Raw genomic sequence first — 17,621 nt, 5'->3', positions numbered from 1 at the left:
GCTCAAATTAAAATGATTAAGAAAGAATATAATAACATTCAAGATTTTTTAGAAGATATTTCTTTTAAAAACTGGGTAGACCAAAATAATGCTACAGACATTAATTTTTGGGAATTTTGGATTGCCAATAATCCAGATAAAAAAGAACTTGTTACAAAAGCTAAAGACCTTATTTTAGGGGTTTCTTTTGATAAACAATTTGTTAAAAAAGAAAAAGTTGCTTTAGAATGGGCAAAATTAGAATCAAAAATTAAGGAAAAAAGTCTACCTACAAAAAAAGGAAAGATAATATCTTTAAAAAAGTATATGGTTGCTGCCTCTATTGCTATTATTGCAACTATCGGTTTTTATTTTTCTAATAAAAACAAAACGATTTCTTATAAAACTAATTACGGAGAAATATTAAATATAAAATTACAAGACGGAAGCGATGTTACTTTAAATGCTAATTCGGAACTATTTTATTACGAGAACGAAAGCAGAAAAGTACATTTAAATGGAGAAGCTTTTTTTCAAGTAGATAAAAAGAAAGTAACTAACGCAAAATTTTGGGTTGTAACCAACGACCTTTCTGTGGAAGTTTATGGAACTTCTTTTAATGTAAATACTAAAAAGAAAAAAACATCTGTATTTTTAGAAGAAGGTAATATTTGGTTGAAACTTAAAAATGGTGGAGATAAAAAAATGATTCCTGGTAATTATATTTCCTATTCTTCAAAAGAAGGTAAAATACTAGAAGACAGGAATTTAGAAAATTCAATTATTAAAACATCTTGGAAAGATGGTTCTTTGTTTTTTGAAAACCTATCTTTGGAGAAAGCTATGGAAAAAATAGAAGAATCTTATGGATTTTCTATTGTTTTTAAAGATGAAGAAAGTAAAAAAACCTTAATTACAGGTGCTGTTCCTATTACTAATTTAGATATTTGTTTAAAAGCTATTGAAAAATCCGTAGATGTAAAAATTATCAAGGAAGAAAAAAAACTAATTATTAGTAAAAAATAAGAAGTTCACTTTAAATTTTATAATGACCCTTAAATTTGTAATTAAAAAATACGCTTTACTTTTTTTGATTGCTTTTTTTTCTACGTCTTTATTTTCACAAAAAAATAAAAAAACTTCAATTCCATTAACAGTATTACTCGATAGTATAAGCAATAAACATCAAATATTCTTTACTTATAAAGCAAATTTACTTACAAATAAAACGATTCAAGAAGAAGGTTTTAAAAACCTAAATTTAAAAGAATCTATCTCTTTATTAAAAAAACTTACCCCCTTTTATTTTGATGATTTAGGCAACAATTATTATGTAATTTATAAACAAATAGAGCAAAATAAAAGAATAAATAACTCAGAAAAGAATACAATTTTTAATTCTAATACAATAAATGACAGTATTTTTGTTAAATCAAAAATTATTGCGAAAGGAATTGTTTTAAGTTCAGACAACGAACCTTTAAATGGAGCAACATTACAAAATTCTAAATCTTTTGTTGGTACAACTACAAATAGCGATGGAACTTTTAATATGGAGGTTCAAAAAGAAAACACTATAAATGTTAGTTTTATTGGGCACAATTCCAAAACCCTAACACTTTCTCCAAATAAATTTAACGTAATTATTTTATCTTCAGGACAAGAATTAGCAGAAATTAAAATTGTTGGTTCTAGAAATAAAAATCGAGTCGCAAAAGACACACCTGTTGCAATCGATGTTATTAATATTGAAAAAGAATCCTCTAAAAGTAGTCAAGTAGAAGTAAATCAATTTTTAGAATATTCTATTCCCTCCTTTAATGCGACAAAACAATCTGGAGCAGATGGAGCAGATCATATAGACCCAGCAACTATTAGAGGTTTAGGTCCAGATCAAACACTCGTTTTAATTAATGGAAAAAGAAGACACCAAGCTTCGTTAATTAATTTATATGGTACAAGAGGAAGAGGGAATTCTGGTACAGATTTAAACACGATTCCAATATCTGCTATAAAAAGAATAGAAATTTTAAGAGATGGTGCTTCTGCCCAATATGGTTCAGATGCTATTGCTGGTGTTATAAACATAGTCTTAAATGATATAGATAACGAGTTAAATATTAGTTCTACAATAGGTTTTAATAATGCCAATACAAGTCGTTTTATTCCAGATAAAGTAGATGGGTTTACCTATAAATTAGCATTAAATTATGGTACCAAAATAACCAAAGATGGTTTTATTAATTTATCTACAGAAATTTTATCAAAAAATAATACATTTAGAGAAGGAACAAGTATTAGAGAAAAATTTGGACAAGCAGGAATAAAAAATGTAAGTTTATTTTTTAATTCTGAGATTCCCATTTATAAGGATACAAAACTATACGCAAATGGAGGCTTTAATTATAAAAATTCCGAAGCTTTTGCATTTACTAGAGATAAAAATAACGAAAGAAACGTTTTAGAGATTTACGAGAATGGATTCAACCCTTTAATTACTTCTACTATTTTAGATAATTCTTTCTCTTTTGGACTAATAACAAATTTCAGAAATTGGAATATTGATATAAATAATACATTTGGTAGAAATAACTTTCGTTATTTTATTAAAAACACCTTAAATGCTACCTTAGAAGAAGATTCTCCTACAGAATTTGATGCTGGAGGACACCAACTCATACAAAACACTACAAGCATCGATTTTTCTAAATACTTTAAATCGAATAATTATGGATTTAATTTGGCTTTAGGAGCTGAACATCGTTTAGACAAATACAAGATATTTTCGGGAGAAGAAGGCTCTTATGTTGCATATGATATAAATAAAAATGTTATAGACTCTCAAACACCCACTTCTAACTATACAATGCATAATGGAATAGTAAGACCTGGAGGCTCACAAGGTTTTCCTGGATATGCCCCAGAAAATGAAGTTGATAGAGATCGTTCTAATATTGGAATTTATGTGGATACAGAATTCGATTTTTCAAAAAATTTTATGATTGGTGGTGCATTACGTTATGAATACTATAGCGATTTTGGGAATACTTTAAATTTTAAATTAGCTTCTAGATATAAAATAACACCTAATTTTAATATAAGAAGTTCTTTTAGTACAGGGTTTAGAGCACCTTCTTTAGCTCAAATTTACTTTAATTTAAAATTTACAAATTTTATTGGCAGTAAAGCAACAGAATCTTTATTAGTAGCAAATAATAGTCCCATTGCAAGACGTTTTAACATTAATAAACTAAATGAAGAAAAAGCAAGGAATTTTAGCCTAGGATTTACAACAAAATTGAATAATAATTTTAATGCGAGTATAGATGCTTATTATGTTTCTATAATAGATAGAATTATTTTAAGTGGTAATTTTGAAGCGCAAAACTTAGGTTTTGGAGTAGATAATGTTCAATTTTTTGCAAATGGTGTTAATACCCAAACAACAGGTGTCGATTTAATTTTAAATTGGCAAAAAAGTTTTAGCGATCATAAGTTAGGAATTGACTTTTCTGGAAATATAAATCACATGTCTATATCAGATATTAAGAATAAAGAATTAGATCAAGAAACTTTTTTTGGAATTAGAGATCAACAATATTTATTAGTTTCCGCTCCAAAAAGTAAATTTAATTTTGGCATAAATTATACCCATAAAAATTTAAAAACCTCCATAAATTTTACACGTTTTAGTAAAGTAAAATTAATAGACTGGCAAATTTATGAAGATATTGCTGGTTATAGTAACTCCGAAACTGAAAGATTAAAAGCTGCTCAAGATTTTTATAACTCTAAAATTACCACAGATTTACATATTAGCTATCAATTAAACTCATTAACTACTCTACAATTTGGCGTAGATAATTTATTTAACATCTATCCAACCAAACAATTTACTTTTACAGATAGTGGTGGCTTATGGGACGCTATACAAATGGGAACGAATGGTGCATTTTACTACACAAAAATTAAAGTAAACCTTTAAAATTTAGAGTTTTATTAATTTTCTTAAAATTTTCTTAAAAAAAATTCATTTTTAAGGAGTATAAAAAATATTTGCTTGTCTTATATAAGAAACGGTCTAATTATATTTCTATTAGTAAGATGGTAATTATACCAAATCAAAAACTCTTTTATATTAACTAATAATTTATTTTATGAAGCAAAAAAATGTATTAAAACTATGTACAATTGCCTTTTTATTTATGTTGCCTTTAGGATTAATGGCACAAACAGTAAAAGGAAAAATTACAGATTCATCTGGCTCAGGTTTGCCATATATGAATATTGTTGAAAAAGGAACAACTAACGGAACAACTTCCGATGATAATGGAAATTTTTCTATAAATGTAAAGAAAATGCCTACCACTTTGGTTGTTTCTTCTTTAGGTTACACAACAAAAAATGTAAAGGTTACAAATAGTTCTTTCTTAAACATTAAAATTGAAGAAAGTGATGTTTCTTTAGATGAAGTTGTAATTACTGGTACAAGAACACCTGTAAGAAGTAATACAAAAAGTCCTTTACCTATAGATATTGTATCTTCTAAAGATTTAGTATCTACAGGACAAACTACTTTCGATAAAGCTCTACAATTTAAAATACCTTCATTTAATACGGTTCAAACTCCAGTAAATGATGCTACCTCTCTTTTAGATCCTTATGAAATTAGAAATATGGGACCAAGTAGAACATTAATATTAATAAACGGAAAACGTAAAAATTTATCTGCATTATTATATACACAAACATCTCCAGGTCGTGGAGAAACTGGTTCTGATATTTCAGGAATACCTGTAGACGCGATTAAATCTGTAGAAGTATTAAGAGATGGAGCTTCTGCACAGTATGGTTCAGATGCAATTGCTGGTGTAATAAATATTATTTTAAAAGACAATCCAAATGGAGGTTCAGCAACTTTAAGAACAGGAATTACATCTGAAGGTGATGGAGAAATGTTTGGTGTAAGTGTTAATAACGGAACTTCTATTGGAGACGATAAAGGTTTTATTAATTATACAGTAGATTTTTCTAAAACTAGTTTATCTAATAGACCAGGAACAGTAGATGCTGCTGGAGAGGCTGCAGATTTTGAAGCAAATATTGCTGATGTACAAGAATTTTTATCAAGACGTCCAGATGCTGGAAATATAAATGGTTCTCCAGAAACGGCTGCCGCTAAATTTTTAGTAAATGGTTCTTATAAATTAAGCGAACAGTCTAATTTGTACTTTAACGCTGCATTTATCAATAAAAAAGTAAATAGTTTTGCAAATTATAGAACTCCATATTGGAGAACAGTAACAAGTATGCCTTATTTAGCAGATTTTTTCCCTGGAAATCATCCAACAAATGCTGGAGGTTATGATGGTTATGTACCTACATTTGAAGGAGATTTAAACGATTACAATGCTACAGTTGGTTTTAAATCTGTTATAAATGATTGGAATGTAGATGCAAGTTTTACAACTGGTGGAAACTCACAAACATATAAAGTAAACCAATCTCACAATAGAAATGAAGTTTTTTCTCCTTCTACTTGGAGAGATTTAAATGGAAACAATGTTGTAGATACTGCTGAATATGATTTTAACATGGATGGTACTGTAGATCCAAACGAAGGTGTAGAATTAAATCAAGGTTCTCAATTATACAGAGAAAATTCAAAAAAATCTTTTGATCCAGGAGGAACTTCTTTTTCTCATAACGTTGGAAATATTGATATCTCTAAAATTCTTTCAGATAACTTAAGTGTTGCATTTGGTACAGAGTTTAGATACGAAACTTTCGAAGTTATAGAAGGTGAACTAGGTTCTTATGATGGTGGTGGTGCAGATTCTTTTGCAGGAAATAGTCCTGAAAATTCAGGAAAATTTACACGTTATAATTTTGGAGGTTATGCTTCTTTAAACTGGAATCCTACAGAAAATTTAACTTTAGACGGAACAATTAGAAGTGAAAATTATTCTGATTTTGGAAACGCATTTGTATGGAAAGCAAGTGGTGCTTATACAATTTCAGATAAATACACTTTAAGAAGTTCTGTATCAACAGGATTTAGAGCACCAACATTACACCAAATTTATACTCAAAAAGCTCAATATAGTTTTGTTCCAGGACAAGGTATTCAAGTTGGTGGTTTGGTAAACAATGTTTCTTCTCAAGCAGGTTTATTAGGAATTAATAAATTAGATGCAGAAACATCTACTAACTTTACTCTTGGTTTTGGTGGTAAAGTAAATAGAAATTTAAGTTTTACTTTCGATTATTATAACATTGCAGTTAAAGATAGAGTTGTTTTAGGTTCAGAAATAACTGGTACTGCTTTTGATGCTGATGGTAATAATATTGGAACTACGCCACTTGACGATATTTTAAGAGATAACAACTTGTCTGACTTAAGTTTCTTCTCTAATGCAATTGATACTAAGACGTCTGGTTTAGATGTTGTTTTAACATACAATAAATTAGAAGTAGGAGATGGAACATTAGGCTTTAACTTATCAGGAAACTATACGATTCAAAATGAAAGAGATGGAGATGTAAAAAATCCTAAAATAGTTGCTGATGCAGGTCAATCTGTTGTAAATGCTACTCAAGAAGCTTTATTTTTTACTTCTAGACCAAAAACTAAATGGATTTTAGGTACAACTTATGATATTGGTAAATTCGGTTTATCTTTAAACAACACTTACTTTGGAAAAACTACATTTAAACAACAAGGTATGAGTACAGATTTAAGAACAGAGTTTACTCCAAAAGTTGTTACAGATTTAGGAATAAACTTTAATGCAACTGAGAAACTTACAATTGCTTTAAATGTAAATAACTTGTTAAATGTTCTTCCAGAATGGAGCTTTAAAGCAGAAAATGCTGCTGGTACAGCTTTATTAGGAGATCCTGCACAAGTTAAAAATCAATCTAACTTAATTACTTTTAACCAACGTTATTCTCAAATGACTTACGATGGTTATCATTTTAGTCAATTAGGTACTATGTTTAATTTATCTTTAAACTACCAATTCTAAACTTAAATTTTCTTCATTAAAATTTAAGCTTTATTTGAATATAAAAGCACTTAAACATAAAGTTTAAGTGCTTTTTTTATTATTGATTATTGTAGAAAAAATAAAATAGTCTCAATAAATAACAAAAAAATCCTGAATTTCTTCAGGATTTTTAAACTTTATATTAAATATAACTTATTCGTTATGCATAAATCGTTGCTTTTCTAATAGCTCTTCTTCAGTTTCTACATTATCATCATCTGGCACACAACAATCTACAGGACATACTGCAGCACATTGTGGCTCTTCATGAAAACCTTTACATTCTGTACACTTATCTGCAACAATGTAATAAATTTCATCTGAAACTGGTTCTTGATCTTCATCTGCATTTACAGTCTTACCATTTGGTAATACTGCACTTCCACTTAAATCTGTACCATCTGAATATTTCCAATCGTCTGCACCTTCGTAAATTGCTGTGTTAGGACATTCTGGTTCACATGCCCCACAATTTATACATTCATCTGTTATTATAATTGCCATAATTTTCTTTTCTAATTTGTACCTTTGCAGTTGCAAAAATAAAGCCAAATTAATAGACAGCCAAAATAAATGAGTAATATTCAGAACAGAATTACAGCTTTTGCAAAATTAGGTGATTTTTTAAGTCAGTTTTCTCAAGTAAAGATTGATAAAAAAGAAAACATAGAACATAACGATTTATTTTTTGATGGCTTTAAACATCAATTAAAAATTGCGCAAGAAAATAATTCTTGGTTTACAAAAGAGAACTTATTGTTTTCTTTAGAAAGTTGGTCTAAAGCTTTAACTAAAAGCAATTTAGACAAATGGATTTCTAACAATAATATAAAAGTTGAAACTCCAAAAACAGTTGCTATTGTAATGGCTGGAAACATTCCTTTGGTTGGTTTTCACGACTTTTTATCGGTTTTAATTTCCGGTCATTCCGTTTTAGTAAAACAATCTTCTGGAGATAAACATTTATTACCTTTTTTATCAAAATATTTAGAATATGTTGAAGAAGAGTTTAAAGAAAATATAACCTTTACAGAACAAAAATTAGAAAACTTTGATGCTGTAATTGCAACAGGAAGCGATAATACAGCTCGTTATTTCGAATATTATTTCAAAAATAAACCAAATATCATTAGAAAAAGTAGAAATTCTGTTGCTGTAATTACTGGAAATGAAACTGAAGAAGATTTAAAAAAATTGTCTGAAGATGTTTTTACATATTTCGGGTTAGGTTGTAGATCTGTTTCTAAATTGTATGTTCCTAAAGAGTACGATTTTAATAATTTCTTTAACGGAATGTTTGTTAAAAAAGACATGATTAACAACGCTAAATACGCCAATAATTACGATTATAATAAGGCTGTATATTTAATGAGCGAATTCGATTTGTTAGAAAATGGTTTTTTAATGATAAAGGAAGATGAGAGTTACTCCTCTCCTATTGCTACTGTTTTTTATGAATATTATGACAATGAAATAGACTTAAAAATAAAATTACATCAAGATAAAGAAAAAATACAATGTATTGTTGCTAAAGACTTTATAGAAAATGAAGTTGCTTTTGGCGAAACTCAAAATCCTCAGTTATGGGATTATGCAGATGGAATTAATACATTAGAATTTTTATCAAAAATTTAAATAAAATGAAAAAACATAATTTTAGTGCAGGACCATGTATTCTGCCACAAGAAGTTTTACAAAAAGCATCTGAAGCAATATTAAATTTTAATGACGATAATTTATCATTAATAGAAATTTCTCATAGAAGTAAACCTTTTGTTGCTGTAATGGAAAAAGCTAGAAGTTTGGCTTTAGAATTATTAGGTTTAGAAAATAAAGGCTACAAAGCTTTGTTTTTACAAAGTGGTGCAAGTATGGAGTTTCTAATGGTTGCTTACAATTTATTGAATAAAAAAGCAGCATATTTAAACACAGGAACTTGGTCTGACAAAGCTATTAAAGAAGCTAAAGCTTTTGGAGAAGTTGTAGAAGTTGGTTCTTCTAAAGACAAAGGTTATAACTATATTCCAAAAGGTTATTCAATTCCTACAGATGCAGATTATTTTCATTGTACAAGTAATAATACAGTTGCAGGAACGCAAATGAAAGAGTTTCCAGAAACAAAAGTTCCTTTAATTTGTGATATGAGTTCAGATATTTTTTCTCGACAATTAGATTTCGAAAAGTTCGATTTAATTTATGCTGGTGCACAGAAAAATATGGGACCAGCAGGTGCAACTTTGGTAATTATTAAGGAAGAAATTCTTGGTAAAGTAGAAAGACATATTCCTTCTATGTTAAATTATCAAATTCATCTTGATAAAGACAGTATGTTTAATACCCCTTCTGTTTTTGCAGTGTATGTTTCTATGTTAACATTACAATGGTTAAAAGATTTAGGTGGAATTCCTTTTATTGAAGAAGTAAATAATAAAAAAGCAGCACTTTTATATAATGAAATTGATAGAAATCCGCTTTTTAAAGGAATTGTAGCCAAAGAAGATAGAAGTACAATGAATGCAACTTTTACTTTAACAGATGAAAGTTTAACAGAAACTTTCGACAATATGTGGAAAGAAGCAGGAATTAACGGATTAAATGGACATAGAAGTGTTGGTGGTTATAGAGCCAGTATGTACAATGCATTGCCATTATATAGCGTACAAGCTTTGGTTGATGTAATGCAAGAATTAGAAAGAAATAATTAGTATAATAATTTGAAATTTTTAAAATGTAATAGTTTTTGAATATTTCAATTTTTGAATGACGGAATAGATGATGAAAATATTAGCAAACGATGGAATTTCTCAAAGCGGAATAGACGCTTTAGAAAAAGGAGGTTTTGAAGTAATTACCACTAAAGTGGCACAAAATCAATTAGAAAATTATATAAACGAACATAATATTGATGCAATTTTAGTAAGAAGCGCAACTCAAGTTCGTCAAGAATTAATTGATTCTTGTCCGAGTTTAAAGTTAATTGGACGTGGTGGAGTTGGAATGGATAATATAGATGTTGAATATGCACAAGACCAAGGTTTACATGTTATAAATACACCTGCAGCTTCATCAAGTTCTGTAGCTGAATTAGTTTTTGCGCATTTATTTGGAATGGCAAGATTCCTACATTCTTCCAATAGAGAAATGCCTTTAGAAGGAGATTCTCGTTTTAAAGAGTTAAAAAAAGCATATTCTCAAGGAACAGAATTACGTGGAAAAACAATTGGAATTATTGGTTTTGGAAAAATAGGACAAGAAGTTGCTAAAATTGGTTTAGGTTTAGGAATGCAAGTAATTGCAACTGATGAAATAATTACAAGTGCACCAATATCTTTAGAGTTTTTCAACGGACAAAAAATTACTTTTAATATAGATACTGTTGATAAAGAAGATTTATTAAAAGAAGCAGATTTTATTTCGCTACATGTGCCTGCACAAGAAGATTATATTATTACAAGTAATGAAATTGAAAAAATGAAAGATGGTGTAGGAATTATAAATACAGCCAGAGGAGGAATTATAAACGAAGTAGATTTAGTAAAAGCTATAGAAAGTGGTAAAGTTCAATTTGCTGGTTTAGATGTTTTTGAAACAGAACCATCACCTGCTGTTCAATTACTAATGAATCCAGAAATGTCTTTAACACCACACATTGGTGCAGCAACTAAAGAAGCTCAAGACAGAATTGGTACAGAATTAGCGAGTCAGATTATTGCTTTACTAAAGAATTAAAATTTTTGAAAATTAAAAATGATTAAAGAAAATCTATCAAAAATAACACAATCTATTCCAGAAAATGTAACTTTAGTTGCAGTTTCTAAAACCAAACCTGTGGCAGATTTGCAAGAAGCTTATAATGCTGGTCAACGTATTTTTGGCGAGAATAAAATTCAGGAAATGGTTGATAAATATGACGCTTTACCAAAAGACATTCAATGGCACATGATTGGTCATTTACAAAGTAATAAGGTAAAATATATGGCGCATTTTGTAGATTTAATTCATGGAGTAGATAAATTTTCAACTTTAAAAGAAATTAACAAACAAGCAAAAAAACATAACAGAGTTATTAATTGTTTGTTACAAGCAAAAATTGCAAAAGAAGAAACTAAATTTGGTTTGTCTTTTAATGATATTGAAGAAATCCTAAATTCATTGGAATTAAAAGATTTAAAAAATATAAAAATTGTTGGTTTTATGGGAATGGCAACATTTACAGATAATCTAGAGCAGCTACAAGAAGAATTTTCTTCATTAAATAACTTTTTTGAAGCACAAAAATTAAAAACTGATAAAGAAAATTCTCAACTTAAAACGCTTTCCATGGGAATGAGTGGAGATTACAAACTAGCAATTGAAAATGGAAGTACAATGATTCGCGTAGGAAGTTCTATATTTGGCACTAGAAATTATAATTAATAAAATTCCCCGATAAAAAAACGATTTGTACGCAATATTAGACATTGAAACAACTGGAGGTAAGTTTAATGAAGAAGGTATAACAGAAATTGCCATCTATAAATTTGACGGACATAGTGTTGTAGACCAATTTATTAGCTTGGTAAATCCTGAAAAGGAAATTCAGAAATTTGTTGTTAAGTTAACAGGCATAAACAATAACATGTTACGCAATGCACCTAAATTCTATGAAGTTGCAAAAAGGATTGTAGAAATTACCAAAGATTGTACTTTAGTTGCACATAACACATCTTTCGATTATAGAATTTTAAGCACAGAATTCGAACGTTTAGGATACGATTTCAACAGAAATACTTTATGTACTGTAGAACTAAGTCAGGCTTTAATTTTAGACCAACCTTCTTATAGTTTAGGAAAACTAACCAAATCTCTTGGAATTCCTATGACAGATAGGCACAGAGCTTCTGGAGATGCTTTGGCAACTGTACAATTATTTAAATTATTGTTAGAAAAAGACATTAATAAAACCATTATACAAAGTTCTGTAAAGTATTACGATCGTAGAATAGAAAAAGATAAACATCAAAAATTAATAGATTCTACCTCTAAAGTAATGGGCGTATTCTACGTGCACGATTCAGAAGGAAAAGTAATTTTTATTGGGCGAGGAAAAAATATAAAAGCAGAAGTTAACAAGTTGTTTTTAAAAGATACAAAAAGGTCTATTAAAATTCAAGATAGAGCAAATTCCATTTCATTCGAAAAATCTGGTAATGAGCTTTTTACACGTCTAAAATACTACATAGAATTAGAAACACTTTCTCCTAAATATAATTTTAAGAAAAAGAGAAAACCTTTTCATCAAAATTTTAATAACGATAATTTTATTATTATTGACAAAGGTAGAGAGATTGAAGAACATGCCGTAATTTTAATAGAAAATAACGAAGTTTTTGGTTATGGGTATACGAATTTAGCATATCAAGAAAATAAATTAGATATTTTAAAAACAGTACTTACTCCTCTAGAAAACAAAGAATTATCCAAAGCAATTATTAAAAATTATTTAAATAAAAATAAAGTACAAAAAATTATTCGATTATAAAATTCATAAAATACGTTATATAACATATTTTTTTTGCTTAATGGTTTTATAAATTATAATGAATATTCTTAAAAACACATATAATTAAAAAATTAATACTACTTGGTTTTTAATATATTATTTATTCGACATTTATTTCTCGAAATTTAAAATAGGAATAAGATAACCCTCTAGGAAATTTAGATATAAGAACAAGTATAAACAAAAATGTTAATGTTATTTATATTTTAAAAAAAATTAGAACCCCAATAAAAAGAGAAAGAACATTCTAAAAGCTCTATAATAAATCTTAAGAATTTTATGTTAAAAAAAATTATTTGTGAATTAAATTTGATAATTTAGCAATCGTTAAATTATGAACTTAGATCAACTTATATTAGAATTCCAGAAAAAAGACGTCAAGGCGTATGAAAAACTTTACAATATGTATTGTAATAGTATTTCTGGAGTAGTGAACAACATTGTTAAAAATGATAATGTTGCACAAGAAATTACACAAGATGTTTTTATAAAAGCTTGGAATAACTCTGCTTCTTACTCTTCTAAAAAAGGCCGTTTTTTTACATGGATATTGAATATTGCTAGAAATGCAGCCATAGATTATACACGTTCTAAAAAATTTAAACAGTCTAAACAAAACCTTAACTCCGATTTTTTCGTAGATATATTAGAGACCAGTCAAAGTTTAGATAATTCTACAGATGCAATTGGTTTAAAAGAGTTTGTTACTAAGTTAGGTGATAAATGTAAAAGAGTAATAGAATTACTTTATTTTAAAGGATTCACTCAAAAAGAAGCATCAGAAGAGTTAGATATGCCAATTGGTACAATAAAAACAAGAAATAGAAACTGTATAGGCGAATTACGTACTATGCTAGGAGTTTAGATAAATGAATATAAAAGAATACATAGCATCAGGAATTTTAGAACTGTACGTTGCAGGTTCACTCTCAGAAAAAGAGAATGAAGAAGTGCATGTAGCAATTCAAGAAAATTCAGACTTGTTAACAGAAGTGTTATCAATAGAAAAAGCGATTGTAAAACTTACAGCTGCAACTTCTAAAAAAGATGCTTCTTATTTATTTACAAGTATAAAAAAAGAAATAGAAGACAAAGAAACAAAAATAATTTCGATGTCTAAACCTAAAAATAATTGGTTACAATACACTGGATGGGCAGCTTCCATTCTTATTGGTAGTGCATTAATTTGGTCTATATCACAAAACAACCAATTAAAAGAACAAGTTGCTACAGAAAAGCAACAATTAGAAGAACAAATAGATAAAGCTTCTAATAATTTAGCTGAAGCAGAAAAGTTAATTACAGTATTTAGAGATAAAGATATAATATCTGTACCTCTTGCTGGACAAAAAGTTTCTCCTAACTCTTATGCAAAAGTGTATTGGGATAAGAAAACAAACAGTATTTATTTAGATGCAAAAGGTTTACCAGATCCACCAAAAGGAAAAGTGTACCAAGTTTGGTCTTTAAAATTAAGTCCATTAACACCTACAAGTTTAGGAACTATAGAAACATTTACAGCAGATACTAATAAAATATTTACTATAGAGAATGCGAACGAATCTGAAGCATTTGGTATTACATTAGAACCTGCAGGAGGTAGCGAATCTCCTACCCTAGATCAATTATATACTTTGGGTGCAGTTACTGCGGCTCCTTAAGACTTACAACAATAACAATAAATTTATATATGTAAACCGATTCGAAAGAATCGGTTTTTTTATTTAAGGTAGTATCTATTCTTATTAAAAGATAAAAAATATCAAATAATTTGTGAAACCAAATAGCTACACTTATATTCGCAACCATATAGTTGCGTAATTAAATATATATTTAATGAAAAGAGACATTTTTCAAGCAATCGCAGATCCAACAAGACGTGCAATTCTTTTATTAATTGCAACACAAGCTTTAACGCCAAATGCTTTAGCTGAAGAGTTCCATGTTACTAGACAGGCAGTATCAAAACATATTAAAATTCTTAACGATTGTAATTTGTTAGATAAAAAAAAAGTTGGTAGAGAAATTTATTATCAACTTAAAATTAATAAAATGAAGGAAATTGATATATGGATAAGCCAGTTTAAAAAAATATGGGAAGATCGTTACAATCAATTAGAAGATTTATTAATAATAATTAAAACTGAAAAAAATGGAAAATAAAACAGACTTTAAAGTAAATAAAGAAAACAACACTATAACTATACAAAGAAAATTTTCCGCAAGTAGACAATTAGTATGGGATTGTTATACAAAACCTACATTTTTAGAACAGTGGTTTGCTCCAAAACCATTAACTGCAAAAACAAAAACAATAGATTTTTCTGAAGGTGGATATTGGCTTTATGCAATGATGGAACCAAATGGAACAGAACATTGGGGAAGAACCGATTTTATAGAAATAAAGCCAATTGAATTTTATAAGTCTTTAGATGGTTTTTGTGACGAAAATGGAAAAATAAATCCTGAAATGCCAAGAGCAAAATGGTACGTAAAATTTATCGATTTAAACGAAGCTTCTAATGTTGAAACCATTATTACATATAATACACTTAAAGATTTAGAAACTGTAATTAATATGGGAATGAGAGAAGGACTGGCTTCTGCATTAAAAAGATTAGACGAATTATTAACAACTTTATAATTTACTTAGAAAAGCATAGTTCTTAAAATTTCGAATTATTTTTTTTTATTGAATTAATTTTGAAAATTTATTGTTTTTATTTCAATAAAAATGTCCGCAACAATTAAGTAACGGACACTTCATCCAACTAAAATTAACCAAACAAACATGGTTAAAATTTTAAATATTTTTAAAATTGGTACACAATAGAAGCTTTCGCAAAAAATGGTGTTCCTGGTGTAAAATGAATTTCTTCTACAGGAGTTGTTTCATTTTGTAATCTAGATTCTGTTGCAAACTGAGTTTCATTCCAATCTACATCGAAAATGTTTTCAATAGCCAAACCTAGTGTAATATCTTTCATTTTATAATTAATGTTAAAATCTGCAACAAAATATCCATCTGCAACAATAGTATTGTCTTCATTTGCTGGTCTATCATCAATATATCTGTAACGCAAACCACCAGAAAATTTTCCTATATTATTAAAAGACAAACCACCTGCCATTGTAAAATCTGGTGCCAAAGGAATATAATCTTCTCCACTAATATTCTCTAAACTTCTTGCTTTTGTAAAAGTAGCGTCTGTATCTAAATACAACCAATCTGTAAATTGATAACGAAGTCCTAAATCCAGTCCAAAACGTTCAGACTTTCCTGATGGTTCTACAATTCCAGCATCTCCAACATATACAAACTCTTCTTCTGAAAGTAAATACCAAGCTGCAGTGTTTAAAACTAAATTCTTTGTTGGTTTCCAAATATTTCCAAAATCTAAACCATAAGCTCTTGGCAATACTTTGTCTGCATTTTGTTGTAAAACAACTCTTGTATCATTAGAATGAAATCCAATCCCAGATTTTAAAAACCATTGTAAATTATCGTTTTGAGTATACAAAAAGTTTAATTTCGGATTTATAATAGCTTTTGTTTTGGTTAAAGTTTCGTATGTTGGATTTAAAGCATCATTATAAACAAATTTGAAATAATCTAAACGAACTGCTGGCGAAATTTTAAATTTACCGATTTCAAATTCTGAATTAAAAAATGCATACACATTTGTTTGTTTAACATCTCCTAGTTGAATTCTTTCTAAAATTTCTTTTCTATTTTTAGTTCTAGATAACTCTACATCATTTATTAAATCGTAACGTAAACCTGCTCCTTTTGTGAATTTTGCTTCCACATCTCCAAATTCTTTATTCGAAATTATTTGAGCATTTGCTCCAAAAACATCTCTGTTTTCGAACTGTTTTATTTGATCTCCATTTACTGGATCTTCTAAGAAAAAAGTGAAGTTAGAAAATAACTCGAAAGTATAATTCGAGTAAAAAACATTACTTTTTAGAATAGATTCATCAGATAAAGTTTTATTAAACTCAACATTAAAATTAGTTCTAGTTGTATTACCTCCTTCTGTATCGTCAATTGCTCCAAACCTACCTATATTTCCATTTGCAACTTCTCTTTCTGGTATTTGTCCTGAGGCATCCCAACTACTTGTAAAATGAGAAGCTGTTAATGTTACTTTATCTTTTCCTTTTAGAAACGTACTATATTTTCCAAAAACATTTAATCTGTTAAAGTTTTGAGGCGATTTAAAAGGTCCGTCTGTTGCGATATATTCAATAGCAACATAAGCGTTTTCGTCTTTTTTAGACTCTAACAGGTTAAACATTCCTAAGATTCTTTGCGAATTAAATTGCCCTGCTTCAAAAGAAACAATATTTTTATTGATACTGTTTTTAGTAGAAAAATCTACATAACCAGCTGTATTAAAATCACCTTGATTCGCAAAGTAAGGTCCTTTTCCAAAATTGATATTTTTAATAGTTTCTGGAATTACAAAATGTAAATCGCTATAACCTTGTCCATGTGCATGAGAAACCATGTTAATTGGCATACCATCTACAGAAAGTGTAATATCTGTTCCATGGTCTACATCGAAACCACGTAAAAATATTTGCTCTGCTTTTCCTCCACCTGCATGTTGTCCAATAATTAAGCCTGGTACTTTTCTAAGTATTTCTTGCGAAGAATTTACAGGATTAACACTTAAATCTACCTTAGCAATAGTTTGCAGTGCGTTTATTTCTTTTCTTAAAACCATTTCTTCTAATTGAAAAACTTTCGTTTGTAACTGAATACTAAAGTTTGTAAAATTCTCTTTTGATAATTTAATTTCTTGTTTCTGATATCCTAAAATTCCAATTTGTATTGTATTTCCAATAGATGTATTGTCTAAAGTAAAACGTCCATTTAAGTCTGTATGTGTATGCGAATTCGAATTCGAATTATATACATAAGCGTTTTCAATAGGTCCATTAAATACATCTAAAACTCGACCTTTTAATTGTTGACTAAAAGTGTTTACACAAAAAACAATCGAAAAGAATATGATTAATTGATTCTTCATTTTTTATTTTTT

General features: G+C 28.4%; 14 protein-coding genes. 12 read left to right on the top strand and 2 right to left on the bottom strand.

Features of this window, described 5'->3' with window-relative positions; translation table 11 throughout:
- The first annotated feature begins 12 nt into the window (after positions 1–12).
- The 3 genes from H9I45_RS02085 (at position 13) to H9I45_RS02075 (ending at position 7,007) form a co-directional block, all read left to right on the top strand.
- Positions 13–1,005, top strand: coding sequence for a FecR family protein (locus tag H9I45_RS02085; RefSeq protein WP_088353590.1), 993 nt, complete (start codon positions 13–15; stop codon positions 1,003–1,005).
- A 22-nt stretch (positions 1,006–1,027) separates the two neighbouring features.
- Positions 1,028–3,964, top strand: a complete 2,937-nt coding sequence (locus H9I45_RS02080; RefSeq protein ID WP_088353591.1) for a TonB-dependent receptor — start codon at positions 1,028–1,030, stop codon at positions 3,962–3,964.
- 172 nt (positions 3,965–4,136) lie between these two features.
- A complete protein-coding gene (locus H9I45_RS02075; RefSeq protein WP_088353592.1) occupies positions 4,137–7,007 on the top strand; it encodes a TonB-dependent receptor in 2,871 nt (956 codons plus the stop codon).
- A gap of 174 nt (positions 7,008–7,181) precedes the next feature.
- Here H9I45_RS02075 and H9I45_RS02070 read toward each other — a convergent pair whose 3' ends face one another.
- Positions 7,182–7,532 carry a 4Fe-4S dicluster domain-containing protein gene (locus H9I45_RS02070; RefSeq protein ID WP_088353593.1) on the bottom strand — a complete coding sequence of 117 codons (351 nt, stop codon included), beginning with the start codon at positions 7,530–7,532 and terminating at the stop codon, positions 7,182–7,184.
- Positions 7,533–7,601: 69 nt separating this feature from the next.
- Here H9I45_RS02070 and H9I45_RS02065 point away from each other — a divergent pair, with 69 nt between their 5' ends.
- The 9 genes from H9I45_RS02065 to H9I45_RS02025 all read left to right on the top strand — a co-directional run bounded on the left by H9I45_RS02065 (position 7,602) and on the right by H9I45_RS02025 (position 15,214).
- Positions 7,602–8,663 (top strand): acyl-CoA reductase, encoded by a 1,062-nt coding sequence (locus H9I45_RS02065; protein WP_088353594.1) that lies wholly within the window; start codon positions 7,602–7,604, stop codon positions 8,661–8,663.
- Between the two features lie 5 nt (positions 8,664–8,668).
- Positions 8,669–9,733 (top strand): 3-phosphoserine/phosphohydroxythreonine transaminase, encoded by a 1,065-nt coding sequence (gene serC, locus H9I45_RS02060; protein ID WP_088353595.1) that lies wholly within the window; start codon positions 8,669–8,671, stop codon positions 9,731–9,733.
- A 70-nt stretch (positions 9,734–9,803) separates the two neighbouring features.
- On the top strand, positions 9,804–10,757 hold the full coding sequence (locus H9I45_RS02055; RefSeq protein WP_088353596.1) for a D-2-hydroxyacid dehydrogenase: 954 nt from the start codon (positions 9,804–9,806) through the stop codon (positions 10,755–10,757).
- A gap of 18 nt (positions 10,758–10,775) precedes the next feature.
- Positions 10,776–11,444: a YggS family pyridoxal phosphate-dependent enzyme gene (locus tag H9I45_RS02050; RefSeq protein WP_088353597.1), complete on the top strand. Its 669-nt coding sequence runs from the start codon at positions 10,776–10,778 to the stop codon at positions 11,442–11,444.
- Between the two features lie 25 nt (positions 11,445–11,469).
- Positions 11,470–12,549: an exonuclease domain-containing protein gene (locus tag H9I45_RS02045; protein ID WP_088353598.1), complete on the top strand. Its 1,080-nt coding sequence runs from the start codon at positions 11,470–11,472 to the stop codon at positions 12,547–12,549.
- A 355-nt stretch (positions 12,550–12,904) separates the two neighbouring features.
- A complete protein-coding gene (locus H9I45_RS02040; RefSeq protein ID WP_088353599.1) occupies positions 12,905–13,435 on the top strand; it encodes an RNA polymerase sigma factor in 531 nt (176 codons plus the stop codon).
- Positions 13,436–13,439: 4 nt separating this feature from the next.
- Positions 13,440–14,231, top strand: coding sequence for an anti-sigma factor (locus tag H9I45_RS02035; RefSeq protein WP_088353600.1), 792 nt, complete (start codon positions 13,440–13,442; stop codon positions 14,229–14,231).
- Between the two features lie 175 nt (positions 14,232–14,406).
- Complete coding sequence (locus tag H9I45_RS02030; RefSeq protein ID WP_088353601.1) at positions 14,407–14,733, top strand: ArsR/SmtB family transcription factor; 327 nt, start codon at positions 14,407–14,409, stop codon at positions 14,731–14,733.
- On the top strand, positions 14,723–15,214 hold the full coding sequence (locus tag H9I45_RS02025) for an SRPBCC family protein (RefSeq protein ID WP_088353602.1): 492 nt from the start codon (positions 14,723–14,725) through the stop codon (positions 15,212–15,214). Before H9I45_RS02030 ends, H9I45_RS02025 begins: the two co-directional genes overlap by 11 nt.
- Before the next feature lie 169 nt (positions 15,215–15,383).
- Here H9I45_RS02025 and H9I45_RS02020 read toward each other — a convergent pair whose 3' ends face one another.
- A complete protein-coding gene (locus H9I45_RS02020; protein ID WP_088353603.1) occupies positions 15,384–17,609 on the bottom strand; it encodes a TonB-dependent receptor in 2,226 nt (741 codons plus the stop codon).
- Positions 17,610–17,621 lie beyond the last annotated feature (12 nt).

This window comes from Polaribacter haliotis (assembly GCF_014784055.1).
Lineage (GTDB): Bacteria > Bacteroidota > Bacteroidia > Flavobacteriales > Flavobacteriaceae > Polaribacter > Polaribacter haliotis.
Note: the sequence above shows the minus strand (reverse complement) of the source record. Positions and strands in the feature narration are given on the sequence as shown.

Excerpts from the sequence above, each read along its gene's own strand:
- H9I45_RS02080 (WP_088353591.1), top strand. The coding sequence starts at position 1,028 with ATGACCCTTAAATTTGTAATTAAAAAATACGCTTTACTTTTTTTGATT.
- H9I45_RS02065 (WP_088353594.1), top strand. The coding sequence starts at position 7,602 with ATGAGTAATATTCAGAACAGAATTACAGCTTTTGCAAAATTAGGTGAT.
- H9I45_RS02055 (WP_088353596.1), top strand. The coding sequence starts at position 9,804 with ATGAAAATATTAGCAAACGATGGAATTTCTCAAAGCGGAATAGACGCT.
- H9I45_RS02085 (WP_088353590.1), top strand. The coding sequence starts at position 13 with ATGATTAAGAAAGAATATAATAACATTCAAGATTTTTTAGAAGATATT.
- H9I45_RS02050 (WP_088353597.1), top strand. The coding sequence starts at position 10,776 with ATGATTAAAGAAAATCTATCAAAAATAACACAATCTATTCCAGAAAAT.
- H9I45_RS02075 (WP_088353592.1), top strand. The coding sequence starts at position 4,137 with ATGAAGCAAAAAAATGTATTAAAACTATGTACAATTGCCTTTTTATTT.
- H9I45_RS02040 (WP_088353599.1), top strand. The coding sequence starts at position 12,905 with ATGAACTTAGATCAACTTATATTAGAATTCCAGAAAAAAGACGTCAAG.
- H9I45_RS02025 (WP_088353602.1), top strand. The coding sequence starts at position 14,723 with ATGGAAAATAAAACAGACTTTAAAGTAAATAAAGAAAACAACACTATA.
- H9I45_RS02035 (WP_088353600.1), top strand. The coding sequence starts at position 13,440 with ATGAATATAAAAGAATACATAGCATCAGGAATTTTAGAACTGTACGTT.
- serC (WP_088353595.1), top strand. The coding sequence starts at position 8,669 with ATGAAAAAACATAATTTTAGTGCAGGACCATGTATTCTGCCACAAGAA.
- H9I45_RS02070 (WP_088353593.1), bottom strand. The coding sequence starts at position 7,532 with ATGGCAATTATAATAACAGATGAATGTATAAATTGTGGGGCATGTGAA.
- H9I45_RS02030 (WP_088353601.1), top strand. The coding sequence starts at position 14,407 with ATGAAAAGAGACATTTTTCAAGCAATCGCAGATCCAACAAGACGTGCA.
- H9I45_RS02020 (WP_088353603.1), bottom strand. The coding sequence starts at position 17,609 with ATGAAGAATCAATTAATCATATTCTTTTCGATTGTTTTTTGTGTAAAC.